Raw genomic sequence first — 24,489 nt, forward strand, 5'->3', positions numbered from 1 at the left:
CCCGAGCCGGGCTGGGTTCCTGATGATGTCTGTTGCGGCCCTTTCGCGGGTAATCTTACCCAAGGTCAGGTTGCAGGTCTGCGTCACGCACCAGCCTTTCCAGTGCCACCAGGTCCGGCACCCGTGCCACCTGCTCACCCACCTGCACGGCCGCCAGCTCAAGGCGACCCAGCGCCACATCCACATAATTCAGCTGGCTGTCGAGCTTGCACGAGCGCGGGATGTCCTGCAGCAACAACGCCAGATAGCGCAAGCCGGTGTCGCCCAACGCATTGAGCACCACCACACGCGCACGCTCGCCGCACGGCGTTTCGCCGCCACAAGCCGCCTCGAACCCGACCAGCGGCAGACGCTGCTGGCGCCAGTCGATCCAGCCCAGGTGCCAGGCCGGCTCGCCAGGTTGGCACACCAGGTTGCGCTGGCCGCTCAATTCGGCAACCGCCACATTAGGCAACACCAGGGTGCGGTCACCCAAGGGCAGCAACAACCCGGTCAGGCTGCTGCGCTGGCCGGCGATCAGTTCAAGCATGGGTCGAGCTCCAGTGCGCGATGCTCTGCAACAGCAGCGATTCCTGATACGGTTTGCCCAGGTATTCATTGACCCCGATGGCCATGGCGCGATCGCGGTGCTTCTGCCCGGTACGCGAGGTGATCATGATGATCGGCAGGTCTTTGAGCCGCGCGTCACGCCGAATGCGGGTGGCCACCTCAAAACCGTCCATGCGCGGCATCTCGATATCCAGCAGCAATACATCCGGCCGGTGCTCTTCCAGCAGGGCCATGGCGTCGACGCCGTCCTTGGCGGTCAGCACACTCATGCCGTGGCGCTCCAGCAGGCGGCTGGTTACCTTGCGCACCGTGACCGAGTCGTCCACCACCATTACCAGCAGTGCCCGGCGCGGTGCCGGGCCAAGCAGCTGGCGCTGCGGGCCACCGCCGGGCAGGCGGGCCAGGCGTCGCTGCTGGCCGCGCAGCTGGCCAAGCAGATCGAGAATAAGCACTACCCGGCCATCGCCCAGCAACGTCGCCCCCGACAACCCGGCAACCGCAGCAAACTGCGGGCCCAGGCTCTTCACCACGATCTCGCGGCTGGGCGACAGGCTGTCGGCCTGGATGGCGAATGACTGCTCCTTGGAATGCACCAGCAGCACCGGCAGCGGTACGCTCTGCCCCAGCAATGCCGGGCGCGGCAGGCCTTGCAGCAACTCGCCCAGGTAGCGCAGCTGGTAGTCGTGACCGGCATAGACATAACGCGGCGTGTCCAGCTCATAGCAAGCGGCGAGCTCTGCTGGCGGCACGCGGACAATGCCCTCGATGGTATTCAGCGGAATGGCGTACTGCTCCTCACCCAGATGCACCATCAACGCCCGGTTGATCGACACGGTGAACGGCAGGCGGATAAGGAAGCGCGCACCCTTGCCCTGGGCCGACTCGATGCTCATCGAGCCACCCAGTTGCTTGACCTCCTCGTGCACCACGTCCATGCCCAGACCGCGCCCGGAGATCTGGGTGATTTTCTCGGCGGTGGAGAACCCCGGGCGCAGGATGAACTGCAGGATCTCGTGATCGCTCAAGCGCGCCTGCGGGTCCAGCAAACCGCGCTTGATGGCTTTGCGCCGTACCGCTTCCAGAGGCACGCCGGCACCGTCATCGGTCATTTCGATAACGATGTCGGCGCCTTCGTGGAGCAAGTTCAGGTGAATGGTACCTTGCTCAGGCTTTCCGGCCGCCAGGCGCATTTCGCGGCTTTCCAGGCCATGGTCGACAGCGTTGCGCAGCATGTGCTCCAGCGGCGCCACCATGCGCTCGAGCACACTGCGGTCCAGTTCGCCTTCGGCGTTACCGACCACCAGCTCCACTTGCTTGCCCAGCTCGCTCGCCACCTGCCGCACCACCCGCTGCAAGCGCGGCACCAGACGTTCGAAAGGCACCATCAGGGTAGCAGTCAGGCCTTCTTGCAACTGGCTGTTCACCCGCGCCTGCTGCTGCAGCAGGCTGGAGGCCTCCTGGGCGCGCTGGGCCAGGGTTTCCTTCAGGTCAAGCAGGTCCGAGGCGGATTCGAACAAGGCCCGCGACAGCTGCTGCAGCTGCGAATGGCGGTCCATTTCCAACGGGTCGAAGTCGTCGTAGGCATCCCCTTCGAACTGCTGGCGGCTGGAGATCCGCCCTTGGGTTTCGATATCCAGGCGCAGCAACTGGTCGCGCATGCGCTCCAGCGTGGTTTCCATCTCGTTGAGCGCGAACTGCGCGTCATTGACCTGCTGCTCGATGCGCCCGCGGATGATCGAATGTTCGCCCGCCAGGTTGCCAAGGCCGTCGAGCAACTCGGCATCGACCTTGACCATGTCACCTGGCGCCCGCTCCGGAGCAGCCGCAGGTACATCATTGGCGGCGGCTTCAAGCGGCCCCTGACCGGCAGCGCTGTCAGTCAGGGCCGCGCTGCTGAAATTGCGAATGTAGTCGATCAGTGCCGTGGCGGCGTGCAGCGGCTGCCCAAGGCGCACGGCATCGAGCATGTGCGCCAGGCGGTCATGGCAGTTCTGCAGCAGTGCGAACAGCGGCGCGCTCGGCGGCAGCCGGCCAGCGGCCAACAGCTCGTAGAGAAACTCCAGTTCGTGGGCCAGGTCGCCGATAGGCGCAATCTCGACCATGCGCGCCACCCCCTTGAGGGTGTGCAGGTCGCGCATCAGGTTGTCCACCTCGACACTGCTGCGCGGGTCGGCCTGCCAGCGCGCCAGGGCTGCCGCGGCGCTCTCGACGATATCCGAGCTTTCTTCGAGGAACACTTCCAGCAACTCTTCGCCAGGGCTTTCCGGCTCTTCGCTCAGCGGCTCGGCCAACTCGGGCAACAAAGGGCCATGCGCCCCCCCCAGTCCCAGGGTATCGGCCAGGTCCATGTCCGGGTGCAACGGTGTGACCGTGTCGATGCCCACCAACCCGGTGGCATCCGGCGCCAGGGCTTGGTCCAGCAGGTTGCGCAAGCTGTCGACCAGCTCGGGACGGGGCGGAATATCCTGCCCGGCTGCCACTTCGTCGAGCATGTCCAGCAGGGCTTCATGCGCCTGCTGCGCCTGGGCGAAGAAGCGTCCATCGGCCGGCAGGCTGCCCTCTTCCACCGCGCCGTACAGGTCGAGCAAGGCCTCGCAGACGTCGTCCATCTGCCACAGGTCGGCCAGGTGCGCGGCGTGACCCAGGCTGGTCATTTCGTCGAGCAGGATGTCCAGTGCGTCACGCTGGCCGGGCTGTTGCTGCCAGCGCGACAGCATCGACTCGGCATTGAGCAGGGTATCCATGGCCTGGGCCAGGAAGCTGGCGACACCCTGCGGGTCGCGCTTGGCGCCCTGCATCTGCTGCAGGCCATCGTCATGCAAGCTGGCCAGGCGCCCGTCGACCGCCTGGCCGACCTGCTCGATCAGCTCCGCAGCACCGGGGATAGCCGCCAGCGGCGTGCTGTCGAGTTGCGCAAGGCCAGCCTGGAACAGCCCGCGCGCTGCCTTTAGCCACTCGATTTCGGCCATTTGCACGGGCAATTGATGGCCTTTGTACTCACGGGCCAGGCGGTCGAAGGCGGTGGCCAGTTCGGCGACCGGCATCACCCCGGCCATGGCGGCACTGCCCTTGAGCGTGTGCAAGGCGCGCTGCAGGCCGTCGCTGACCAGTGTGTCGTGGCCATCGGCACCTTCCAGGAAAGCGTCAAGGCTGGCCAGGTGGCCTTGTGCCTCAGTGCGGAAGATATCCAGCAGTTGCGGGTCGAGGCCGTCGACATCGGCAGGCGCCGGCGCGTCGTTTTCGGCCAGCGCATGCAGGTGCCCGGCCAGCTGTTCGATCTCGGTCAGTTGCGGCAACTGGCCGACGGCAAAGTCGGCCAGCAGGTCGGGCAGGTGGACGAACACCTGCTGCAAGGCCACCACGCCTTCCGGGCTGAGCAGGCTACGCCCTTCCAGGACCCGGCTCAGCAGGTGTTCGGCGCCCCAGGCCAGTTCGGCCACCGCTTCGGCGTGGACCATGCGCCCACTGCCTTTGAGGGTATGCAGTGCGCGACGCACTTCAGCCAGCGCCTCGCGCTGCTGGTTGTCGGCACGCCAACGCAGCCAGTGCCGCTCGATCTCCGGCAGCAGTTCACCGGCCTCGTCGAGGAACACTTCGCGCAGCTCGTCATCAATGCCATCGCCGCTGCCGTCAGTGTCGCAGTCGGCATCTGGGACGGCACAATGCACGCCCAGCGCCGCCAGGCTGGCACGCGCCATGTCGACAAACGGCTGGCCATCCGCCAGCGGGTCGGCCAGGCGCCATTGCAAGTAGCATTCGGCAGCGCTCAGCGCCTCGGCCAGGTGGGTCAGCTCAGCGGCAGGCGGCTCCTCCTCCAGGTGCTGCAACCAGCGCTGCACATAGTTGGCGCAACCGGCGAACAGCTCGGCCACCGTCGGCAGGGTCAACATCGCCAAGGCCCCACGGATCTGCTGCAGCAGGCCCGGCAAGGGCTGCAGGCGTTGCCGCGGCCAGCCAGACTCCAGGCAATCGCCGATCAGGTCCTTGGCCTGCTGCAGCACGTTCAACGACTCATTGAGTACCAGTTGGCGAATCTCGACCAGGTCCGAGCCCGGCAGGCCGCCCTGGCCGTTTTCTTCCAGCGGGCCAACCATGCCATTGAGCGAGGCTTCGACATACAACAGGGCACCTGCCACGTCCATCAACACCGGGTCGTCCACTGCCCGCTCGCCCAGGACAAGGGCCTGAAGCGCCAGCACCTGGTCGATGATCACCCGCCGTGGTTGCTGGAAACCCAGCACGGCCAAGGTGTCCGCCACATGACGCAGTGGCGCCAGCAAAGCATCGAGCTGTTCGCTGTGCTGGCGGTCACTGCGCACGAACTGGTCGAGGCGCTCCTTGATGCGCATCAGGTCGTCGCACAGCGCGGTCACCACCGAGCGCAGGGCATCGCGACCAGGCCCGGCCTGTAATTGCTCGCGCCAGTTGCCCAGCGACAGGTCGAGGTTGGCCAGATCGTCGGCACCGGCAAAGCGCTGCGCTGCGCCGCTGATCAGGCTGGCCTGGGCGAGCGGTTCGATGCCGCGGCAGGTGCGCAGCTGGTTGAGCAGCGGCAGCATGACCAGAGGCAGGTCATGGCGCGCACCGCGCAGGCGCTCAAGGTACGAAGGCAGTTGCTCCAGGCCGCGGAACAACGCGCCCAGGCAGTCACCACGCGGGCTGACCTGGCCGTCGGCCAGGGCCTTGGCGAACAGTTCAAGTTCCTCGGCCAGCCGCGTTGCGCCGCGCAATTCGAGCATGCGCAGGCAGCCGTGTACCTGATGCAGGTTGTCGACCACGAAGGCGAGCATCGACAGGTCGCCCGGCTCGCCGGCAAAGCGCTCCAGCGCCTGACGCGCCTGGCCCAGGCAATCGAGGATGGCGGCCTTGGTCCAGGCCAGCGCCACGGTGTCGTGGCGCTCGGGGCTTACACTGGCCAACGCAATGGGCATTGCCGGGCGCGGCGTTTCGGTCGAGCTCTTCATTTGGGCTCTGCAGGTGGCGGCAGGGTGAAACCGGACACCGAACGGCGCATCTCGCTGGCCATGCGGGCCAGGTGGCGGATGCTGTCGGCAGTGGCGCCGGAGCCGGCGGAGGTTTGTGCGGTAATCTGCTGGATCACCGCCATGGTGTGGGAAATCTGCCCAGCCGAGGAGGTCTGCAACTGGGCGGCGTCGGAAATGCTGTGGATAAGGTCGGCGAGGTTCTGCGATACCCCCTCGATCTCGGCCAGCGCCACCCCGGCATCCTGGGCCAGGCGAGCGCCACGGACCACTTCGGCGGTGGTCTGCTCCATGGATATCACCGCCTCGTTGGTATCAGCCTGGATGGTGCGCACCAGCGCCTCGATCTGCCGGGTGGCCGACGACGAGCGTTCGGCCAGGCGCTGCACCTCGTCGGCGACCACGGCAAAGCCACGGCCGGCCTCACCGGCCAGCGAGGCCTGGATCGCAGCGTTAAGGGCAAGGATGTTGGTCTGGTCGGCAATGTCGTCGATCAGGCTGACGATATCGCCGATTTCCTGTGAAGACTCGCCCAGGCGCTTGATCCGCTTGGCGGTGTCCTGGATCTGTTCGCGAATGTTGTCCATGCCGTTGATGGTGTTGTGCACCACCTCGTTGCCCTTGTTGGCGATGGCCACCGAGCGCTCGGCTACCTTGGCCGATTCATAGGCATGCGCCGAAACCCGGTCGATCGATTCGACCATGTCGCCGACCGCCTCGGACGCCTCGCTGATCTGCGCGGCCTGGTGCTCGGAGGCCTTGGCCAGCTGGCGTGCGGTGTTCTGCGTGTCCTGCACGGCGGCGGCGACCTGCACGGCGCTGTGGTTGATGGTTGCAACCAGGTCGCGCAGCTGGTCCACGGAGTAGTTGATCGAGTCGGCGATGGCCCCGGTAAAGTCCTCGGTCACCGATACGGTCACGGTCAGGTCGCCATCGGCCAGTTCTTCGATTTCGTCGAGCAGGCGCATGATCGCCTGCTGGTTGCGTTCGTTCTTTTCCGCCGTCTCGCGCAGCTGGCGGTTGGTGGTGCGCACCATCACCAGGCCGATCAGGATGATCGATGCCAACGCCAGCAGGCCCAGCGCGTAGCCGCCAACGGTGTCGAGGGTGCGGCCGCCGGCCAGGTTCTCGAAACCGTTGGCCAGGTGCGAAGCCTCGTCGAGCAGGGTCTGCGACAAGCTGAATATATTCCCCGCCGCCTCGCGCACGCGGAACAGTTCTGGCGAGGTTTCAAGGATTTCGTCCACGGAGCCTGCGACGAACTGGAACAGCTCGGCAATTTCGGCCAGCCGCGCACGCGCGTCTGCGTCCTCCACGCGGGTCACCTGGATTGCCGCGTTGCCGCTGAGCATCCCTTCCAGTACCTGGCCAAAGCGCCCGGCATCGCGGCCAAAGGCGTCGGCCGCCTGGGCCGCGCTGTCGTCGCCCGCCAGCACGGTGTTGACCGAGCCCAGGATGCGCTCGGCCAACAACAGCTGGCGCTGGGCGACGGCTACCTGGTTGGCCGGGGCGCCGCTTTGCAGCAGGATCTCAACCACTTTTTCGTATTCCACCTGCAACTGCGGCACGGTCTCGGCCAGGGTTGCCGCCACCTGGTGCAGCGACAGCACGGTCTGTTCGCTGGCCAGGATGGTGTCGGTGTTCTTGCGCAGGTTTTCCCAGTCGCGGCGCACCGCTTCCATTTCGTCACGCACCGTAGGCGGCGCGGGCGGCAGGCCGGTGGACTTGTCACCTTGGCGCAGGTAGCCCCAACGCCGCTCGAAATCGTTACGCGCATCCGACAGCAGCTTGAAGGCCAGGGCCTTGCCAGTGGCGGCCTCGGTGGCGTTCTTGGCGATGCGCTGCGACAGCACGCGCAATTCGCCGGCATGGCCGATGTACTGCTTGTCGTAGTTGGACTGGGTGTTCAGGTAGGCGAAGTTGGCGAACAGCAGCATGATCGACAGGATCAGGATCAGGAACAGCACGGTGATCTGCGCGATGCTGCGGGTACGTGGGCTGACGGTGGTCGCAGTGACGGGGGTTGCAGGCTTGTTCACGTTCGCAGGTCCTATAACGCCACATCGAGAAAACCCGGCGCCTGGGCCAGGGCGAAGGGGCTGAAGATCGCCCAGTTGCGTTCCCGGGGGAAATGCCCCTGCACGAAGCGTGCAGCAGCACGGATCAACGGCTGGGGTGGCGACAGTTGCAGGCTGTCCAGGGCGAAGTGCTGAAGGCCCAGCACCTCGTCTACCAGCAAGCCGACGAACAGGTCTTCGTGGTCCAGCACCAGCACCCGTCGCTGCTTGCCGGGAGCGACGTGGCCCAGGCCGAAAAAGCTGCTCAGGTCCATCACCGGCAACAGCCGGCCGCGCAGGTTGGCGACCCCGCACACCCACGGCTGCACGCCGGGGACGCGGCTGCTGCGTGGCTCGCGCAGCACCTCGGCCACTTCGCCCATGGGCGCGACGAACCACTGCCCGGCAATGCGAAAGCCGATACCACTCCACTGCTGCAGGCGGTTGTCCTGCGGCGGCTGGTCGGCAACCAGCAGGCGACAGCGGCGGTCGATGTCCAGCAGCAACTCGAACGCGGTCAGCGACGCGCCATGCGGGCGGGTGGTCAAGCCCCCAGCACTTCTTGGAGCTTGGCTATCAGGTCGTCTTCTTCCACCGGCTTGGTCACGAAACCGCGGGCGCCCTGACGCTTGGCCCAGATGCGATCGGTTTCCTGGTCCTTGGTGGTAACGACCAATACGGGAATGTTGCTGGTCTCCGGGTCCTTGCTTAGTTGCCGGGTCGCCTGGAAGCCGTTGAGCACGGGCATGACGATATCCATCAGCACCGCGTCCGGCTTCTCCTGGCGCGCCAGGGCCACACCATCGGCGCCGTTGCTGGCCTTGAGCACCTGATGACCGTGCTTTTCAAGCCATTCGGCCAGTTTGTACATCTCTGTCGGCGAGTCGTCGACAATCAGAACTCGGGCCATGCTGTTTCCCCATCAGGAAAGAAAAGACCGTGCCATGGCGGGGCGCGGTCAGGGTGCGGGTTGTTGAGGTGCGGCAAAACCGGGCACGTGAGCGCGAATCGCCTCGAGCAGCTCTTCCTTGCTGAACGGCTTGGTCAAAAACTGATCAGAGCCGACCACCCGGCCACGGGCCTTGTCGAACAGGCCGTCGCGGGACGACAGCAGGATCACCGGAGTGTCCTTGAAAACGCTGTTGTGCTTGATGACCGCGCAGGTCTGGTAACCGTCCAGGCGCGGCATCAACACATCGACGAAAATGATGCTTGGCCGGTGGTCGACGATCTTGGCCAGGGCATCGAAGCCATCGCTGGCGGTGATCACCTCGCAGCCCGCTTCACCGAGCAACATCTGCGCGGTGCGGCGGATCGTGCGTGAATCGTCGATCACCATCACCTTCAGGGGTTGTTCCATAGACGCCTACCAGTGGGAATTTAGCTGCAAGTGGCAAGCGGCAAGTTTCAGGAGAAGGCCAATCGGCGGGTGACTGCTGTTCTCTTGAGGCTTGTAGCCAAAGGCTTGCAGCTGCATTTTTAGCACACTCCGGGTGCCCGTTCCATCTGCGGCGCCCCTTGACCAGCGGCGTTCGCGGCGCCACCCTGAGCCACTTTTCTTTCGAACCATCGCGGCCACCCGCCGCCAAGAGGAACCACCCCATGAGCGTTCGCCTCGGCATTGTCATGGACCCCATCGCGTCCATCTCCTACAAGAAGGACAGTTCGCTGGCCATGCTGCTGGCCGCCCAGGCGCGCGGCTGGAGCCTGTTCTACATGGAGCAGCGCGACCTGTACCAGGGCGAAGGCAAGGCCCGCGCGCGCATGCGCCCATTGAAAGTGTTCGCCGACCCGGCACGCTGGTTCGAGCTGGGCGAGGAGCAGGACAGCACCCTGGCCGAGCTGGATGTGATCCTGATGCGCAAGGACCCGCCCTTCGACATGGAGTTCGTCTACAGCACCTACCTGCTGGAGCAGGCCGAGAAAGACGGCGTACTGGTGGTCAACCGACCGCAAAGCCTGCGTGACTGCAACGAAAAGCTGTTTGCCACGCTGTTCCCGCAGTGCACCCCGCCTACCCTGGTCAGCCGTCGCCCGGACATCATCCGCGCGTTCGCCGAGCAGCATGGCGATGTGATCCTCAAACCACTGGACGGCATGGGCGGCACCTCGATCTTCCGCCACCGGGCGGGCGACCCCAACCTGTCGGTCATCCTCGAAACCCTGACCGCACTGGGTGCGCAGCAGATCATGGCCCAGGCCTACCTGCCGGCGATCAAGGACGGCGACAAACGTATCCTGATGATCGACGGCGAGCCGGTCGACTACTGCCTGGCGCGCATCCCGGCCAGTGGCGAAACCCGTGGCAACCTGGCTGCCGGTGGCCGTGGCGAAGCGCGCCCGCTCAGCGAGCGTGACCGCTGGATCGCCGCCCAGGTGGGCCCCACCCTGCGTGAAAAGGGCCTGCTGTTCGTGGGCCTGGATGTGATCGGCGACTACCTCACCGAGATCAACGTCACCAGCCCGACCTGCATTCGCGAAATCGACAACGCGTTCAACACCGACATTGGCGGCAAGTTGATGGACGCCATTGATCGACAGCTGCAGGCGCGCTGACCGGCAACGCGCGGCGCACTCCCAGAGTGGGGTATGATGCGGGTCCTGATGACCTGACCCGCAGCCCCGCCCTGCGGTTGCTGGATACCCGATGACGCTGCCCGCTGACATCCCTGCCGACCTGCTGCCGCCCCGAGTTCGCCCGGTGGACAGGCTTGGCTTTACCCTGTTCCTGGCTGCACTGGTGCACCTGGCGCTGATCCTTGGTGTCGGTTTCACCGTGGTCAAGCCGGCAGAAATCCGCCACACCATGGACATCACCCTGGCCACCTTCAAGAGCGAAAAACCGCCCGAGAAGGCCGATTTCCAGGCGCAGGACAACCAGCAGGGCAGCGGTACCCTGGACAAGAAGGCAGTGCCCAAGACCACCGAGCTGGCGCCGTTCCAGGACAGCAAGATCAACAAGATCACCCCGCCGCCTGCGGCCAGGCCCGAGGTAGTACCGCCGCCTGCGCCGCAAAAATCGGCGGTGGTGACCACGGCACCCAAGCCGCACAAGGTCGAGCCCAAGCCCAAGGAAAGCAAGGCACAGCCCAAGCCGGCCGCGCCAGCGCCAGACTTCGACAGTTCGCAGCTGTCCAGCCAGATCGCCAGCCTGGAAGCAGAGCTGTCGAACGAGCAGCAGCTTTACGCCAAACGCCCCCGCATCCACCGCCTGAATGCGGCGTCGACCATGCGCGACAAGGGTGCCTGGTACAAGGAAGAGTGGCGCAAGAAGGTTGAGCGGGTGGGCAACCTGAACTACCCCGACGAAGCTCGCCGGCAGCAGATCTACGGCAACTTGCGCATGATGGTGTCGATCAACCGCGATGGCTCGCTGTACGAGGTGCTGGTGCTGGAGTCGTCCGGCCAGGCGGTACTGGACCAGGCGGCGCAGCGCATCGTTAGGCTGGCGGCGCCGTTTGCACCGTTTACCGGCGACCTGGCCGAATTCGACCGGCTGGAAATCATCCGCACCTGGCGGTTCGCCCGTGGCGACCGTTTGTCCAGTAACTGATCCAAGGCCTGCACATCCCCCTGTGGGAGCGGCTTTAGCCGCGAATGCGCCAGATCAGGCAATGATGTCGCCTGGTCGGACGCCTTCGCGGCTAAAGCCGCTCCCACAGTGATCGCGCAAGCCTCGTTGCGCACCTTGTCAGCCTCGTAACTGGGCGCCACACTATCCCCCATGAAAACCCTCACGCCGAGCTACCTCAAGCATCAGTTCCTGATCGCCATGCCGCACATGGCCGACCCGAACTTCGCCCAGACCCTCACGTACATCGTCGAGCACAACGCCAATGGCGCCATGGGCCTGGTGGTCAATCGGCCGCAGGAACTGAGCCTGGCGGACATCCTCGAGCAGCTGCGCCCGGACGAAGCGCCCCCGGCCAGCACCTTGCAGGTGCCGATCTACCAGGGCGGCCCGGTACAGACCGACCGTGGCTTCGTGCTGCACAGCGACGAGTGCAGTTTCCAGGCCACCGTGGCACTGGAAGGGCTGTCGCTGAGCACATCGCAAGACATATTGCTGGCCATCGCCGCCGGGGTAGGCCCGAAACAGAGCCTGATCACCCTCGGCTATGCGGGTTGGGAAGCGGGCCAACTGGAGGCCGAGCTGGCCGACAACGCCTGGCTGAACTGCCCGTTCGACCCTGAAATCATCTTCGGCGTAGCCAGCGACCTGCGCCTGGAGGCCGCGGCCGCCAGCCTGGGCATCAACCTGCACCTGCTGACCAGCCAGGCGGGCCACGCCTGATGGCCCAGCTACCTCAAGAGCTGCGCCTGCTGCTGGGTTTTGACTACGGCAGCAAGCAGATCGGCGTGGCCGTGGGCCAGGTAATCACCGGCCAGGCGCGCGAGCTGTGCACCCTGAAGGCACAGAACGGGGTACCGGACTGGGCCCAGGTGGAAAAGCTGATTACCGAATGGAAGCCCGACGCCATTGTCGTTGGCCTGCCGCTGAACATGGACGGCACGCCCAGCGAAATGAGCGCCCGCGCCGAAAAGTTCGCCCGCCGCCTGAATGGCCGTTTCAACCTCCCCGTGCACACCCACGATGAACGCCTGACCACCTTCGAGGCCAAGGGCGAGCGCATGGCCCGTGGCGGCCAGCGCGGCAGCTACCGCGACAACCCGGTCGATGCCATCGCCGCCGCCTTGTTGCTGCAAGGCTGGCTGGAGGCCAATACCTGATCATCTTTGCCGCCGGGCCCCACCCGGCGCACCCCTCCGAGGAGCCCGCAATGAGCCTACCCAATCCCGCCGACCTGGTTCGGCAGATGGCTGTCGACCTTCGTGCCCACCTGGCCCGCCGCAATATCAGCGAGCCGCGCTACATCGGCATCCGCACCGGCGGCGTCTGGGTCGCCCAGGCCCTGCAGGAAGCCATGGGCGACACCAGTGCCATGGGTACCCTGGACGTTTCGTTCTACCGCGACGACTTCAGCCAGAACGGCCTGCACCCACAGGTGCGCCCTTCCGAGCTGCCGTTCGAGGTCGAAGGCCAGCACCTGGTGCTGGTGGATGACGTGCTGATGAGCGGCCGCACCGTTCGCGCCGCGCTCAACGAACTGTTCGATTATGGCCGCCCGGCCAGCGTCACCCTGGTCTGCCTGCTGGACCTGGATGCCGGCGAACTGCCAATTCGCCCGAATGTGCTCGGTGCCACCCTGTCGCTGGCTGCCCATGAACGGGTAAAATTGACCGGACCCGCACCGCTCGCCCTCGAGCGCCAGGACCTCGCCTCCGCTTCCGCCCTTTAAGAGTCCCCCGCGATGACGCCAATCGACGCCAAGCGCCCGCTGCAGCTCAATGATCAGGGCCAGCTGCGCCACTTCCTCTCGCTTGACGGTTTGCCCCGCGAACTGCTCACCGAGATCCTCGACACTGCCGATTCCTTCCTGGAAGTTGGCGCCCGGGCTGTGAAGAAAGTCCCGCTGCTGCGCGGCAAGACCGTGTGCAACGTGTTCTTCGAGAACTCCACCCGTACCCGTACCACCTTCGAACTGGCGGCCCAGCGCCTGTCGGCCGACGTGATCAGCCTGAACGTGTCGACTTCCTCGACCAGCAAGGGCGAAACGCTGTTCGACACCCTGCGCAACCTCGAAGCCATGGCCGCCGACATGTTCGTCGTGCGCCACTCGGATTCCGGCGCTGCGCACTTCATCGCCGAGCACGTATGCCCGGACGTGGCCGTGATCAACGGCGGGGACGGCCGTCATGCGCATCCGACCCAGGGCATGCTCGACATGCTCACCATCCGCCGCCACAAGGGCAGCTTCGAGAACCTCTCGGTAGCCATCGTCGGCGACATCCTGCACTCGCGCGTGGCCCGTTCCGACATGCTGGCGCTGAAAGCGCTGGGCTGCCCGGACATCCGCGTGATCGGCCCGAAAACCCTGATCCCGATCGGGATCGAGCAGTACGGCGTGAAGGTTTACACCGACCTTGCCGAAGGCCTGAAGGACGTCGACGTGGTGATCATGCTGCGCCTGCAGCGTGAACGCATGGCCGGTGGCCTGCTGCCCAGCGAAGGCGAGTTCTACCGCCTGTTCGGCCTGACCACCGCACGCCTGGCCGGGGCCAAGCCCGATGCCATCGTCATGCACCCGGGGCCGATCAACCGCGGCGTGGAAATCGAGTCGGCGGTGGCCGACGGCAAGCACTCGGTGATCCTCAACCAGGTCACCTACGGCATCGCCGTGCGCATGGCCGTGTTGTCCATGGCCATGAGCGGGCAGAACGCGCAACGTCAATTCGACCAGGAGAACGCCCAGTGACAATCAGTATTCTTGGCGCCCGGGTCATCGACCCCAACAGCGGCCTGGACCAGGTTACCGACCTGCACCTGGACGGCGGCCGCATTGCCGCCATCGGCGCCGCCCCGGCCGGGTTCAGCGCCAACCGTACGATTCAGGCCGATGGCCTGGTCGCCGCGCCCGGGCTGGTCGACCTTGGTGTATCCCTGCGCGAGCCGGGCTACAGCCGCAAAGGCACTATCGCCAGTGAAACCCGCGCAGCGGTGGCCGGCGGCGTTACCAGCCTGTGCTGCCCACCGCAGACCAAGCCGGTGCTGGACACCTCGGCTGTGGCCGAGCTGATTCTCGACCGCGCCCGCGAGGCAGCCAACAGCAAGGTCTACCCGATCGGCGCGCTGACCAAAGGCCTGGAAGGCGAGCAGCTGGCCGAGCTGGTAGCCCTGCGCGACACCGGCTGCGTTGCGTTTGGCAACGGCCTGAAACAAATCCCCAACAACCGTACCCTGGCCCGCGCCCTGGAATACGCCGCCACCTTCGACCTGACCGTGGTGTTCCACTCCCAGGACCGCGACCTGGCCCAGGGCGGCCTGGCCCATGAAGGCGCCATGGCCAGCTTCCTCGGCCTGCCGGGCATCCCGGAAACCGCCGAAACCGTGGCCCTGGCCCGCAACCTGTTGCTGGTGGAGCAGTCCGGTGTGCGCGCGCACTTCAGCCAGATCACCAGCGCCCGTGGCGCACGGCTGATCGCGCAGGCCCAGCAACTCGGCCTGCCGGTGACCGCCGACGTGGCGTTGTACCAGCTGATCCTCACCGATGAATCGCTGCGCGAGTTCTCCAGCCTGTACCACGTGCAGCCGCCGCTGCGCACCGCCGCCGACCGCGATGGCCTGCGCGAGGCAGTGAAGGCGGGGGTGATCCAGGCAATCTCCAGCCATCACCAGCCGCACGAGCGCGATGCCAAGCTGGCCCCGTTCGGCGCCACCGAGCCTGGCATCAGCAGCGTCGAGTTGCTGCTGCCGCTGGCCATGACCCTTGTTCAGGATGGCCTGCTCGACCTGCCAACCCTGCTGGCACGCCTGAGCAGCGGCCCGGCGGCGGCCCTGCGCCTGCCGGCCGGCGAGCTGAAAGTGGGTGGCACAGCCGACCTGGTGCTGTTCGACCCGCAAGCCTCGACCGTTGCCGGCGAGCAGTGGTTCTCGCGTGGCGAGAATTGCCCGTTCATCGGCCACTGCCTGCCGGGGGCCGTGCGTTATACCTTGGTCGACGGGCACGTCTGCCACGAGGCCTGAGTAACCCTCACTGGCCTCATCGCTGGCAAGCCAGCTCCCACAGGAAATCACTGCCCTCAAGGTCTGTGGTATTCCTGTGGGAGCTGGCTTGCCGGCGATGAGGCCGGCGCAGCAGAACACTGACCATTCATCCCTCACGGTTGAAATCCTTCCCCCCACCCCCATATGAGTCTGCATCAGGCACTTTCGCCCCGCTGCGTGGAGACTCTCCCTTGACCACCATCGTTTCTGTCCGCCGTAACGGCAAAGTCGTCATGGGCGGCGACGGCCAGGTATCCCTCGGCAACACCGTGATGAAAGGCAACGCCAAGAAAGTGCGCCGCCTGTACCACGGTCAGGTCATTGCAGGCTTCGCCGGCGCTACCGCCGATGCCTTCACCCTGTTCGAGCGCTTTGAAGGGCAGCTCGAGAAACATCAAGGCCATCTGGTTCGCGCTGCCGTCGAACTGGCCAAGGAATGGCGTACCGACCGTTCCCTGAGCCGTCTGGAAGCCATGCTGGCCGTGGCCAACAAGGACGCTTCGCTGATCATCACCGGCAACGGCGACGTGGTCGAACCCGAAGACGGCCTGATCGCCATGGGTTCCGGCGGCGCATACGCCCAGGCCGCAGCCCGCGCGCTGCTGAACAAGACCGACCTCTCGGCCCGAGAAATCGCCGAGACCGCTCTGAACATCGCGGGTGATATCTGCGTGTTCACCAACCACAACCTGACCATCGAGGAGCAGGACCTGGCCGACTGATTCAGCTGTTCTGGCGTCCCGCTGCAAGCGGGACTTTTCCACGCTGATCATCCGCCCAAGGACCATTTTCATCATGTCCATGACCCCCCGCGAAATCGTCCACGAACTCAACCGCCACATCATCGGCCAGGACGACGCCAAGCGCGCCGTGGCCATTGCCCTGCGCAACCGCTGGCGGCGCATGCAGCTGCCTGCCGAGCTGCGTGCCGAAGTGACCCCGAAGAACATCCTGATGATCGGCCCGACCGGCGTCGGCAAGACCGAAATCGCCCGTCGTCTGGCCAAACTGGCCAATGCGCCGTTCCTCAAGGTCGAAGCCACCAAGTTCACCGAAGTGGGCTATGTGGGCCGCGACGTCGAATCGATCATCCGCGACCTGGCTGACGCCGCGCTGAAGATGCTGCGTGAGCAAGAGATCATCCGCGTGCGCCACCGCGCCGAGGACGCTGCCGAAGACCGTATCCTCGACGCCCTGCTGCCACAGGCGCGGGTCACCAGCTTCAGCGAGGAAGCCGCGCAGACCAGCAGCGATTCCAACACCCGCCAGCTGTTCCGCAAGCGCCTGCGCGAAGGCCAGCTGGACGACAAGGAAATCGAAATCGAAGTGGCCGATGCCGTGGGTGTGGAAATCGCCGCACCGCCCGGCATGGAAGAAATGACCAACCAGCTGCAAAGCCTGTTCGCCAACATGGGCAAGGGCAAGCGCAAGGCGCGCAAGCTGAAGGTGAAAGAAGCGCTGAAGCTGGTTCGCGAGGAAGAAGCGAGCCGCCTGGTCAACGAGGAAGAACTCAAGGCCAAGGCCCTGGAAGCGGTCGAGCAGCACGGTATCGTGTTCATCGACGAAATCGACAAGGTTGCCAAGCGTGGCAACGTTGGCGGCGCCGACGTGTCCCGCGAAGGTGTGCAGCGCGACCTGCTGCCGCTGATCGAAGGCTGCACCGTCAACACCAAGCTGGGCATGGTCAAGACCGACCATATCCTGTTCATTGCCTCGGGCGCGTTCCACCTGAGCAAGCCGAGCGACCTGGTGCCCGAGCTGCAAGGCCGGCTGCCAATCCGGGTCGAGCTGAAGGCACTGACCCCGGAAGACTTCGAGCGCATCCTGCAAGAGCCGCACGCGTCGCTGACCGAGCAGTATCAGGCACTGCTGAAAACCGAAGGCCTGAACATCGAGTTCATTGCCGACGGTATCAAGCGCCTGGCCGAGATTGCCTATCAGGTCAACGAAAAAACCGAAAACATTGGCGCCCGCCGCCTGCACACCCTGCTCGAGCGCCTGCTCGAAGAGGTGTCGTTCAGCGCAGGTGACCTGGCCAGCACCCATGACGAAGCACCGATCCAGATCGACGCGGCGTACGTGAACAGCCACCTCGGTGAGCTGGCGCAGAACGAAGACCTGTCGCGTTACATCCTGTAAGACCGCAGGGGGCCGCTGTGCGGCCCTTTCGCCGGCAAGCCAGCTCCCACAGGATCACCGCAACCCTGAAGACTGTGGAGTACCTGTGGGAGCTGGCTTGCCGCCGATGGGCTGCAAAGCAGCCCCTTGCACAATCCCCCGAATCTCCCGAAGCTGTGCACCATCAGCTCCCGAGAGATTCCCGTCATGGCCCGCCTGCCCACCGCCATCAACCTGCACAAAGCCTCGAAAACCCTTAGCCTCACCTACGCCCCCGGCGAGGTCTACACCCTGCCCGCCGAATTCCTGCGCGTGCACTCCCCCTCCGCCGAAGTCCAGGGCCACGGCAACCCCATCCTGCAATTCGGCAAGATCAACGTCGGCCTTGTCGGCCTGGAACCTGCCGGCCAATATGCACTGAAACTGACCTTCGACGACGGCCACGACAGCGGCCTGTTCACCTGGGAATACCTCGAACAGCTGTGCCTGCGCCAGGCACAGCTGTGGGCCGAGTACCTCGACGAACTGCACAAGGCCGGAAAGTCCCGCGACCCGGCCGAAGCCGTGGTCAAACTCATGCTCTAGCGCAAGGCCTGCAAGGTTTAGAGCGCATTTTCTAAATTCATCTGTTTGAATGCCCTACAGACAGCCCAGTGACGGGCTGTCTTGCGCATTACATGAAAGTCGGGTAACCAATGGGTGTGGCAAGTTCCCTGCATCACCTTGCAGGCAGTCAGAACCCCCGCAGCACCGCTGTTCCTTATCACTGGTCACCCGAGTAGCAGTACCGGGCTCAGGACTGTGCTTCCGGCACAGGCATCCGGTACTCGTCTCAGGACAACGGAGCGTCGTAGATGAGTAACAAGAACAACGATGAGCTGCAGCGGCAGGCCTCGGAAAACACCCTGGGGCTGAACCCGGTCATCGGCATTCGCCGCAAGGACCTGTTGAGCTCGGCACGTACCGTGCTGCGCCAGGCCGTGCGCCAACCGCTGCACAGCGCCAAGCATGTGGCCCACTTCGGCCTGGAGCTGAAAAACGTACTGCTGGGCAAGTCCAGCCTGGCCCCGGAAAGCGACGACCGTCGCTTCAACGACCCGGCCTGGAGCAACAACCCGCTGTACCGCCGCTACCTGCAAACCTACCTGGCCTGGCGCAACGAACTGCAGGACTGGGTCGCCAGCAGCGACCTGTCACCCCAGGACATCAGCCGCGGCCAGTTCGTCATCAACCTGATGACCGAAGCCATGGCCCCGACCAATACCCTGTCCAACCCGGCAGCGGTCAAACGCTTCTTCGAAACGGGTGGCAAAAGCCTGCTCGATGGCCTGTCGAATCTGGCCAAGGACATGGTCAACAACGGCGGCATGCCCAGCCAGGTAAACATGGACGCCTTCGAGGTGGGCAAGAACCTGGGCACCAGCGAAGGTGCCGTGGTGTACCGCAACGACGTGCTGGAGCTGATCCAGTACAGCCCCATCACCGAGCAGGTGCATGCCCGTCCGCTGCTGGTGGTGCCACCGCAGATCAACAAGTTCTACGTGTTCGATCTCAGCCCGGAAAAAAGCCTGGCCCGCTACTGCCTGCGCTCGCAGCAGCAGACGTTCATCATCAGCTGGCGCAACCCGACCAAGGCCCAGCGCGAATGGGGCCTGTCCACCTACATCGACGCGCTCAAGGAGGCTGTCGACGCGGTGCTGGCCATTACCGGCAGCAAGGACCTGAACATGCTCGGTGCATGCTCTGGCGGCATCACCTGCACCGCGCTGGTAGGCCACTACGCCGCAATCGGTGAAAACAAGGTCAACGCCCTGACCTTGCTGGTAAGCGTGCTGGATACCACCATGGATAACCAGGTGGCGCTGTTCGTCGACGAGCAGACCCTGGAAGCCGCCAAGCGCCATTCATACCAGGCCGGCGTGCTCGAAGGCAGCGAGATGGCCAAGGTGTTCGCCTGGATGCGCCCCAACGACCTGATCTGGAACTACTGGGTCAACAACTACCTGCTCGGCAACGAGCCGCCAGTGTTCGACATCCTGTTCTGGAACAACGACACCACGCGCCTGCCGGCCGCCTTCCACGGCGACCTCATCGAAATGTTCAAAAGCAACCCGCTGACGCGCCCGGATGCACTGGAAGTGTGCGGCACCCCGATCGACCTGAAGAACGTGCACTGCGACATTTTCAGCGTTGCCGGCACCTCCGACCACATCACCCCGTGGCAGTCGTGCTACCGCTCGGCGCACCTGTTTGGCGGCAAGATCGAGTTCGTGCTGTCCAACAGCGGCCATATCCAGAGCATCCTCAACCCGCCGGGCAACCCCAAGGCACGCTTCATGACGGGTGCCGACCGCCCGGGCGACCCGGTAGCCTGGCAGGAAAACGCCACCAAGCACGCCGACTCATGGTGGCTGCACTGGCAAAGCTGGCTGGGCGAACGTGCAGGCGAGCTGAAAAAGGCACCTACCCGCCTGGGCAACCGCGCCTATGCCGCTGGCGAAGCCGCACCGGGCACCTACGTTCACGAGCGTTGAGTTGCAGCGCCGTGGCGCCCTGCTGGGCGCCACGGTGTTAACTTCACCCAAGAGTCACGCGCATGCCGCAACCCTATATCTTCAGGACCGTCGAGCTGGACAACCAGTCCATTCGCACCGCCGTCCGGCCAGGCAAGCCACACCTGACACCGTTGCTGATCTTCAACGGCATCGGAGCCAACCTGGAGCTGGTGTTTCCGTTCATCGAAGCACTGGACCCGGACCTGGAAGTCATCGCCTTCGACGTACCCGGGGTCGGCGGGTCGTCCACGCCACGCCACCCGTATCGCTTCCCCGGGCTGGCCAAGCTGACGGCACGCATGCTCGACTACCTCGACTACGGGCAGGTAAATGCCATCGGCGTGTCCTGGGGCGGCGCCCTGGCCCAGCAGTTCGCCCACGACTACCCCGAGCGCTGCAAGAAGCTGGTGCTGGCCGCCACCGCCGCCGGTGCGGTGATGGTGCCGGGCAAGCCGAAAGTGTTGTGGATGATGGCCAGCCCACGGCGCTACGTGCAGCCGTCGCACGTCATCCGCATCGCACCGATGATCTATGGCGGCGGCTTTCGGCGTGACCCCGAGCTGGCCATGCACCATGCGGCCAAGGTGCGCTCCGGCGGCAAGCTGGGCTATTACTGGCAACTGTTCGCCGGGCTTGGCTGGACCAGCATCCACTGGCTGCACAAGATCCAGCAGCCGACCCTGGTGCTGGCCGGCGACGACGACCCGCTGATCCCGCTGGTCAACATGCGCCTGCTGGCCTGGCGGATTCCCAATGCCCAGCTACACATTATCGACGACGGCCATCTGTTTCTGATCACCCGGGCCGAAGCCGTCGCCCCGATCATCATGAAGTTCCTGCAGCAAGAACGACAGCGCGCGGTCATGCACCCACGCCCGGCCTCGGGTTTGTGAGGGCGACGCAAAACCTGTGGGAGCGGCTGAAAATGGCTTAGACGAGGGAATGTTGCCATGAAAGAAAAACCGGCCAAAGGATCGACAACGCTCCCCGCCACCCACATGAACGTGCAGAACGCCATCCTCGGCCTGCGCGGCCGCGACCTGCTGTCCACCCTGCGCAATGTCGGCCGCCATGGCCTGCGCCACCCGCTGCATACCGCGCAGCATCTGCTAGCCCTCGGCGGGCAACTGGGGCGGGTAGTGCTGGGCGACACGCCGTACCAGCCAACCCCCCGTGACGCGCGCTTCAGCGACCCCACATGGAGCAGCAACCCGTTCTACCGCCGCAGTCTGCAGGCGTACCTGGCGTGGCAGAAGCAAACCCGCCAGTGGATCGAGGAAAGCCACCTGAGCGACGACGACCGGGCCCGCACGCACTTTCTGTTCAACCTGCTCAACGATGCCCTGGCCCCCAGCAACTCGCTGCTCAACCCGCTGGCCGTCAAGGAGCTATTCAATACCGGCGGCCAGAGCCTGGTGCGTGGCGTGGCGCACCTGCTTGAAGACCTGCGCCATAACGACGGCCTGCCGCGCCAGGTAGACGAGCGCGCCTTCGAGGTAGGCGGCAACCTGGCGGCAACCCCCGGCGCGGTGGTGTTTCGCAATGAGCTGCTGGAGTTGATCCAGTACAAGCCGATGAGCGAAAAGCAGCACGCACGCCCACTGCTGGTGGTGCCGCCGCAAATCAACAAGTTCTACATCTTCGACCTCAGCGCGAGCAACAGCTTCGTCCAGTACATGCTCAAGAGTGGCCTGCAGGTGTTCATGGTCAGCTGGCGCAACCCTGACCCCCGCCATCGCGAATGGGGGCTGTCGAGCTACGTACAGGCCCTGGAGGAAGCACTCAACGCCTGCCGCAGCATCAGTGGCAACCGCGACCCCAACCTGATGGGTGCCTGTGCTGGCGGCCTGACCATGGCCGCGCTGCAAGGTCACCTGCAGGCCAAGCAGCAGCTGCGTCGGGTACGCAGCGCCACCTACCTTGTCAGCCTGCTGGACAGCAAGTTCGAGAGCCCCGCCAGCCTGTTCGCCGACGAACAGACGATCGAGGCAGCCAAGCGCCGCTCGTACCAGCGTGGCGTGCTGGACGGTGGCGAGGTGGCGCGGATTTTCGCCTGGATGCGGCCCAACGACCTGATCTGGAACTATTGGGTCAACAACTACCTGCTCGGCAAGACACCACCGGCCTTCGACATCCTTTACTGGAACGCCGACAGCACGCGCCTGCCCGCCGCGCTGCATGGCGACCTGCTGGACTTCTTCAAGCTCAACCCCCTCACCTACCCGGCCGGCCTCGAAGTGTGCGGCACGCCCATCGACTTGTCGCAGGTCGACCTCGACAGCTTCACCGTTGCCGGCAGCAATGACCACATCACCCCATGGGACGCGGTGTACCGCTCGTCCCTGCTGCTGGGTGGCGAGCGCCGCTTCATCCTGGCCAACAGCGGGCATATCCAGAGCATCATCAACCCGCCCGGCAATCCCAAAGCCTACTACCTGGCCAACCCCAGGCTTTCCAGCGACCCGCGTGCGTGGTTCCACGACGCCAAGCGTAGCGAAGGCAGCTGGTGGCCATTGTGGCTGGAATGGATCACCCCACGCTCGGGCCCGCTGAAGGCACCCCGCACCGAACTGGGCAACAGCACCTACCCACCGCTGGGCCCCGCGCCAGGCACCTATGTCCTGACCCGATGAGCATGTTCACTGGATGAAGACCCGCGACCGTATCCTCGAATGCGCCCTGCAGCTGTTCAACCAGCAGGGCGAGCCGAACGTATCCACCCTGGAAATTGCCAACGAACTGGGCATCAGCCCAGGCAACCTGTATTACCACTTCCACGGCAAGGAACCCCTGGTGCTAGGGCTTTTCGAGCGCTTTGAAGAGGCGTTGATGCCCTTGCTCGATCCACCGTTGGAGGTTCACCTGGAGGCTGAGGACTACTGGCTGTTCCTGCACTTGATCGTGGAGCGCATGGCCCAGTACCGGTTTCTGTTCCAGGACCTGTCCAACCTGACTGGCCGCCTGCCGAAACTGGCCCGCGGCATGCGCAGCCTGATCAACGCACTCAAGCGCACGCTTGCGGCATTGCTGGCCAGCCTCAAGGGCCAGGGCCAGGTGGTCAGCGAGACGCAGGCGTTGGGGCAGTTGGTGGAGCAGACCACCATGACCCTGATGTTTTCGCTGGATTACCAGCGGGTGCTGGGGCGCGAAGGGGATGTGGGAATTGTGGTGTATCAGGTGATGATGCTGGTGGCGCCGCATCTGCAACCGCAGGCACGGGCGGCGGCGGAGCAGTTGGCAGTGAAGTATCTGGAGGAGTAGACCTGTCCGGGATGTATTGCCCTTGCCGACGCATTCGCGGGTGAATCGGATCGCCGCACCGCCGCTCCCACAGGCATAGCGTGGTCCTGTGGGAGCGGCGGTGCGGCGATCCGATTCACCCGCGAATAAGGCGAACGCGGTATCAGATCAGGGTACCGGTGCCGGTAGGTGCCGACGGCGTGCTGCTGGCGGGGGCCGCGGCAGGTGCCGGGGCGGCGGTCGCAGCTGGCGCAGCGCTGGCTGCTGGGGCTGCTGGCTTGGCGGCTGCCGGTTTGGCCGGCGCTTTCTTCACAGCTGGTTTCTTCGCTGCCGCTGGCTTGGCCGCTGCAGGCTTGGCTGCCGGCTTCGCAGCAGCGGTTTTGGCTGCTGGTTTTGCCGCTGCAGTTTTAGCTGCAGGTTTTGCCGCGGCAGTTTTTGCCGCTGGCTTGTCAGCTGCCGCCTTGGCCAATGGCTTGGCCGCTGCCTTGCGTGCCGCCGGCTTGGCCGCAGCCGCGCGCGACGAAACGGGCGTAACCGAAGCGCCGGTCAGTTTCTCGATCTGTTTGGTCAGGCTATCCACCTGCTGGTGCAGGGCCTTGATCTCGTTGCGGCTTGGCACACCGAGGCGCGAGATGGCGCTGTTCAGGCGCTTGTCAAAGGCCTCTTCGAGCTCACTCCACTTGCCCAGCGCACGATCTTTCACGCCCGACACACGCGAAGTGGTCGATGATTTGGCGCTGTCGGCTACCTCTTCAGCGGTTTTCTTCGCTTGCTTCTCGGCCTTCTCGCCATCCTTCACCAGCGAGTCGAACAGCTTGGGGCCGTCCTGGTCGACTTTCGAGTAGATACCCAGCCCCGCCAGCCAGATCTTGCGGGAATACTTCTCGATCCCGCCGACCCAGGAGCTGCCTTCTTTGTCGGAATTCTTCTTGCCAGCCATCCTGCTCTCCTTATGGTTTTTGCGCGACACGCTCAAGCAGCTCGTGCAGCTGTTCAAGCTTGATCGACAACGCTTCAACGTCATGTTTAGACGGAATGCCAAGGCGATTCAAGGCGCGACCGACCCGCGCGTCGAAAGCTTTTTCGATTTTATCCAGTTGAACTTCGACCTTGCCGCGTACGCGGCTGACCTCATGGGTGGCTTCGTCGATCTGGTGGTTGGCCGCATCGAGCTCTTTGTCGATGCGTTTCTTGCCACGTTTTTCTACGCCTTCACCGGCTTTCACCAGCTCCTGGAAGTAGTCCGAACCTTCCTGGCCCACCCGCGCGTAAGCGCCGATGCCAGCCAGCCAGATCTTGCGCGCGTAGCCGCGCACCTCGCCCAAGGTGCTCTGGGCGTCGTCCTTTTTCTTCACATTCACTTTGGCCATGCTCTGTACCTC

22 protein-coding genes are annotated in these 24,489 nt (G+C 64.7%); 14 read left to right on the top strand and 8 right to left on the bottom strand.

Annotation, left to right across the window (positions count from 1 at the left end):
* Positions 1 to 55 precede the first annotated feature (55 nt).
* The 6 genes from AC5O5R_RS25045 to AC5O5R_RS25070 all read right to left on the bottom strand — a co-directional run bounded on the left by AC5O5R_RS25045 (position 56) and on the right by AC5O5R_RS25070 (position 8,948).
* A complete protein-coding gene (locus tag AC5O5R_RS25045; RefSeq protein ID WP_172227123.1) occupies positions 56 to 529 on the bottom strand; it encodes a chemotaxis protein CheW in 474 nt (157 codons plus the stop codon).
* Complete coding sequence (locus tag AC5O5R_RS25050; protein ID WP_372242436.1) at positions 522 to 5,513, bottom strand: hybrid sensor histidine kinase/response regulator; 4,992 nt, start codon at positions 5,511 to 5,513, stop codon at positions 522 to 524. The genes AC5O5R_RS25045 and AC5O5R_RS25050 overlap by 8 nt, the downstream gene beginning before the upstream one ends.
* Positions 5,510 to 7,513, bottom strand: coding sequence for a methyl-accepting chemotaxis protein (locus AC5O5R_RS25055; protein ID WP_372242921.1), 2,004 nt, complete (start codon positions 7,511 to 7,513; stop codon positions 5,510 to 5,512). The genes AC5O5R_RS25050 and AC5O5R_RS25055 overlap by 4 nt, the downstream gene beginning before the upstream one ends.
* A gap of 68 nt (positions 7,514 to 7,581) precedes the next feature.
* Complete coding sequence (locus AC5O5R_RS25060) at positions 7,582 to 8,136, bottom strand: chemotaxis protein CheW (RefSeq protein WP_172232112.1); 555 nt, start codon at positions 8,134 to 8,136, stop codon at positions 7,582 to 7,584.
* The gene (pilH, locus tag AC5O5R_RS25065) at positions 8,133 to 8,498 is read right to left on the bottom strand and encodes a twitching motility response regulator PilH (protein ID WP_172232115.1); all 366 of its coding nucleotides are present in this window, start codon (positions 8,496 to 8,498) and stop codon (positions 8,133 to 8,135) included. Before pilH ends, AC5O5R_RS25060 begins: the two co-directional genes overlap by 4 nt.
* Before the next feature lie 48 nt (positions 8,499 to 8,546).
* Positions 8,547 to 8,948 carry a response regulator gene (locus AC5O5R_RS25070; protein WP_172232118.1) on the bottom strand — a complete coding sequence of 134 codons (402 nt, stop codon included), beginning with the start codon at positions 8,946 to 8,948 and terminating at the stop codon, positions 8,547 to 8,549.
* A 242-nt stretch (positions 8,949 to 9,190) separates the two neighbouring features.
* On the opposite strand from AC5O5R_RS25070, the gene gshB reads away from it, so the two are divergent.
* The 14 genes from gshB (at position 9,191) to AC5O5R_RS25140 (ending at position 23,128) form a co-directional block, all read left to right on the top strand.
* Positions 9,191 to 10,144, top strand: coding sequence for a glutathione synthase (gene gshB, locus AC5O5R_RS25075; RefSeq protein ID WP_172232121.1), 954 nt, complete (start codon positions 9,191 to 9,193; stop codon positions 10,142 to 10,144).
* 91 nt (positions 10,145 to 10,235) lie between these two features.
* On the top strand, positions 10,236 to 11,141 hold the full coding sequence (locus AC5O5R_RS25080; protein ID WP_172287915.1) for an energy transducer TonB: 906 nt from the start codon (positions 10,236 to 10,238) through the stop codon (positions 11,139 to 11,141).
* 171 nt (positions 11,142 to 11,312) lie between these two features.
* Entirely contained in the window at positions 11,313 to 11,882 is a 570-nt protein-coding gene (locus AC5O5R_RS25085) for a YqgE/AlgH family protein (protein WP_172229793.1), read from the top strand.
* Positions 11,882 to 12,319, top strand: coding sequence for a Holliday junction resolvase RuvX (gene ruvX, locus AC5O5R_RS25090; protein WP_172229796.1), 438 nt, complete (start codon positions 11,882 to 11,884; stop codon positions 12,317 to 12,319). Before AC5O5R_RS25085 ends, ruvX begins: the two co-directional genes overlap by 1 nt.
* A 50-nt stretch (positions 12,320 to 12,369) precedes the next feature.
* The gene (gene pyrR / locus AC5O5R_RS25095; RefSeq protein WP_172229799.1) at positions 12,370 to 12,888 is read left to right on the top strand and encodes a bifunctional pyr operon transcriptional regulator/uracil phosphoribosyltransferase PyrR; all 519 of its coding nucleotides are present in this window, start codon (positions 12,370 to 12,372) and stop codon (positions 12,886 to 12,888) included.
* A gap of 12 nt (positions 12,889 to 12,900) precedes the next feature.
* Entirely contained in the window at positions 12,901 to 13,905 is a 1,005-nt protein-coding gene (locus AC5O5R_RS25100; RefSeq protein WP_008099987.1) for an aspartate carbamoyltransferase catalytic subunit, read from the top strand.
* The gene (locus AC5O5R_RS25105) at positions 13,902 to 15,173 is read left to right on the top strand and encodes a dihydroorotase (RefSeq protein ID WP_172229802.1); all 1,272 of its coding nucleotides are present in this window, start codon (positions 13,902 to 13,904) and stop codon (positions 15,171 to 15,173) included. The genes AC5O5R_RS25100 and AC5O5R_RS25105 overlap by 4 nt, the downstream gene beginning before the upstream one ends.
* A gap of 212 nt (positions 15,174 to 15,385) precedes the next feature.
* Positions 15,386 to 15,916, top strand: a complete 531-nt coding sequence (hslV, locus tag AC5O5R_RS25110; protein ID WP_003249309.1) for an ATP-dependent protease subunit HslV — start codon at positions 15,386 to 15,388, stop codon at positions 15,914 to 15,916.
* A gap of 73 nt (positions 15,917 to 15,989) precedes the next feature.
* Positions 15,990 to 17,333 (top strand): ATP-dependent protease ATPase subunit HslU, encoded by a 1,344-nt coding sequence (gene hslU, locus AC5O5R_RS25115; protein WP_172229805.1) that lies wholly within the window; start codon positions 15,990 to 15,992, stop codon positions 17,331 to 17,333.
* 186 nt (positions 17,334 to 17,519) lie between these two features.
* Positions 17,520 to 17,897 carry a gamma-butyrobetaine hydroxylase family protein gene (locus AC5O5R_RS25120; protein ID WP_172229808.1) on the top strand — a complete coding sequence of 126 codons (378 nt, stop codon included), beginning with the start codon at positions 17,520 to 17,522 and terminating at the stop codon, positions 17,895 to 17,897.
* 269 nt (positions 17,898 to 18,166) lie between these two features.
* Complete coding sequence (phaC, locus tag AC5O5R_RS25125; RefSeq protein ID WP_172220110.1) at positions 18,167 to 19,846, top strand: class II poly(R)-hydroxyalkanoic acid synthase; 1,680 nt, start codon at positions 18,167 to 18,169, stop codon at positions 19,844 to 19,846.
* Between the two features lie 62 nt (positions 19,847 to 19,908).
* Positions 19,909 to 20,760 (top strand): poly(3-hydroxyalkanoate) depolymerase, encoded by an 852-nt coding sequence (gene phaZ, locus AC5O5R_RS25130; RefSeq protein WP_172220113.1) that lies wholly within the window; start codon positions 19,909 to 19,911, stop codon positions 20,758 to 20,760.
* A 57-nt stretch (positions 20,761 to 20,817) separates the two neighbouring features.
* Positions 20,818 to 22,500, top strand: a complete 1,683-nt coding sequence (gene phaC, locus AC5O5R_RS25135) for a class II poly(R)-hydroxyalkanoic acid synthase (protein WP_172220115.1) — start codon at positions 20,818 to 20,820, stop codon at positions 22,498 to 22,500.
* 13 nt (positions 22,501 to 22,513) lie between these two features.
* Positions 22,514 to 23,128, top strand: a complete 615-nt coding sequence (locus tag AC5O5R_RS25140; RefSeq protein WP_172220118.1) for a TetR/AcrR family transcriptional regulator — start codon at positions 22,514 to 22,516, stop codon at positions 23,126 to 23,128.
* A gap of 142 nt (positions 23,129 to 23,270) precedes the next feature.
* On the opposite strand, the gene AC5O5R_RS25145 is transcribed toward AC5O5R_RS25140, so the two are convergent.
* Positions 23,271 to 24,047, bottom strand: coding sequence for a phasin family protein (locus tag AC5O5R_RS25145; protein WP_172220123.1), 777 nt, complete (start codon positions 24,045 to 24,047; stop codon positions 23,271 to 23,273).
* Positions 24,048 to 24,057: 10 nt separating this feature from the next.
* On the bottom strand, positions 24,058 to 24,477 hold the full coding sequence (locus AC5O5R_RS25150; protein WP_172220126.1) for a phasin family protein: 420 nt from the start codon (positions 24,475 to 24,477) through the stop codon (positions 24,058 to 24,060).
* Positions 24,478 to 24,489 lie beyond the last annotated feature (12 nt).

It is taken from the genome of Pseudomonas sp. 8_5_2 (assembly GCF_059295255.1).

What these genes read in the sequence shown, in the direction of transcription:
- AC5O5R_RS25145 (WP_172220123.1), bottom strand. Translation starts at nt 24,047, where the DNA reads ATGGCTGGCAAGAAGAATTCCGACAAAGAAGGCAGCTCCTGGGTCGGC.
- AC5O5R_RS25080 (WP_172287915.1), top strand. Translation starts at nt 10,236, where the DNA reads ATGACGCTGCCCGCTGACATCCCTGCCGACCTGCTGCCGCCCCGAGTT.
- ruvX (WP_172229796.1), top strand. Translation starts at nt 11,882, where the DNA reads ATGGCCCAGCTACCTCAAGAGCTGCGCCTGCTGCTGGGTTTTGACTAC.
- AC5O5R_RS25085 (WP_172229793.1), top strand. Translation starts at nt 11,313, where the DNA reads ATGAAAACCCTCACGCCGAGCTACCTCAAGCATCAGTTCCTGATCGCC.
- AC5O5R_RS25070 (WP_172232118.1), bottom strand. Translation starts at nt 8,948, where the DNA reads ATGGAACAACCCCTGAAGGTGATGGTGATCGACGATTCACGCACGATC.
- AC5O5R_RS25100 (WP_008099987.1), top strand. Translation starts at nt 12,901, where the DNA reads ATGACGCCAATCGACGCCAAGCGCCCGCTGCAGCTCAATGATCAGGGC.
- pyrR (WP_172229799.1), top strand. Translation starts at nt 12,370, where the DNA reads ATGAGCCTACCCAATCCCGCCGACCTGGTTCGGCAGATGGCTGTCGAC.
- pilH (WP_172232115.1), bottom strand. Translation starts at nt 8,498, where the DNA reads ATGGCCCGAGTTCTGATTGTCGACGACTCGCCGACAGAGATGTACAAA.
- AC5O5R_RS25150 (WP_172220126.1), bottom strand. Translation starts at nt 24,477, where the DNA reads ATGGCCAAAGTGAATGTGAAGAAAAAGGACGACGCCCAGAGCACCTTG.
- phaZ (WP_172220113.1), top strand. Translation starts at nt 19,909, where the DNA reads ATGCCGCAACCCTATATCTTCAGGACCGTCGAGCTGGACAACCAGTCC.
- AC5O5R_RS25120 (WP_172229808.1), top strand. Translation starts at nt 17,520, where the DNA reads ATGGCCCGCCTGCCCACCGCCATCAACCTGCACAAAGCCTCGAAAACC.
- phaC (WP_172220115.1), top strand. Translation starts at nt 20,818, where the DNA reads ATGAAAGAAAAACCGGCCAAAGGATCGACAACGCTCCCCGCCACCCAC.
- hslU (WP_172229805.1), top strand. Translation starts at nt 15,990, where the DNA reads ATGTCCATGACCCCCCGCGAAATCGTCCACGAACTCAACCGCCACATC.
- phaC (WP_172220110.1), top strand. Translation starts at nt 18,167, where the DNA reads ATGAGTAACAAGAACAACGATGAGCTGCAGCGGCAGGCCTCGGAAAAC.
- AC5O5R_RS25050 (WP_372242436.1), bottom strand. Translation starts at nt 5,513, where the DNA reads ATGAAGAGCTCGACCGAAACGCCGCGCCCGGCAATGCCCATTGCGTTG.
- AC5O5R_RS25045 (WP_172227123.1), bottom strand. Translation starts at nt 529, where the DNA reads ATGCTTGAACTGATCGCCGGCCAGCGCAGCAGCCTGACCGGGTTGTTG.
- gshB (WP_172232121.1), top strand. Translation starts at nt 9,191, where the DNA reads ATGAGCGTTCGCCTCGGCATTGTCATGGACCCCATCGCGTCCATCTCC.
- AC5O5R_RS25140 (WP_172220118.1), top strand. Translation starts at nt 22,514, where the DNA reads ATGAAGACCCGCGACCGTATCCTCGAATGCGCCCTGCAGCTGTTCAAC.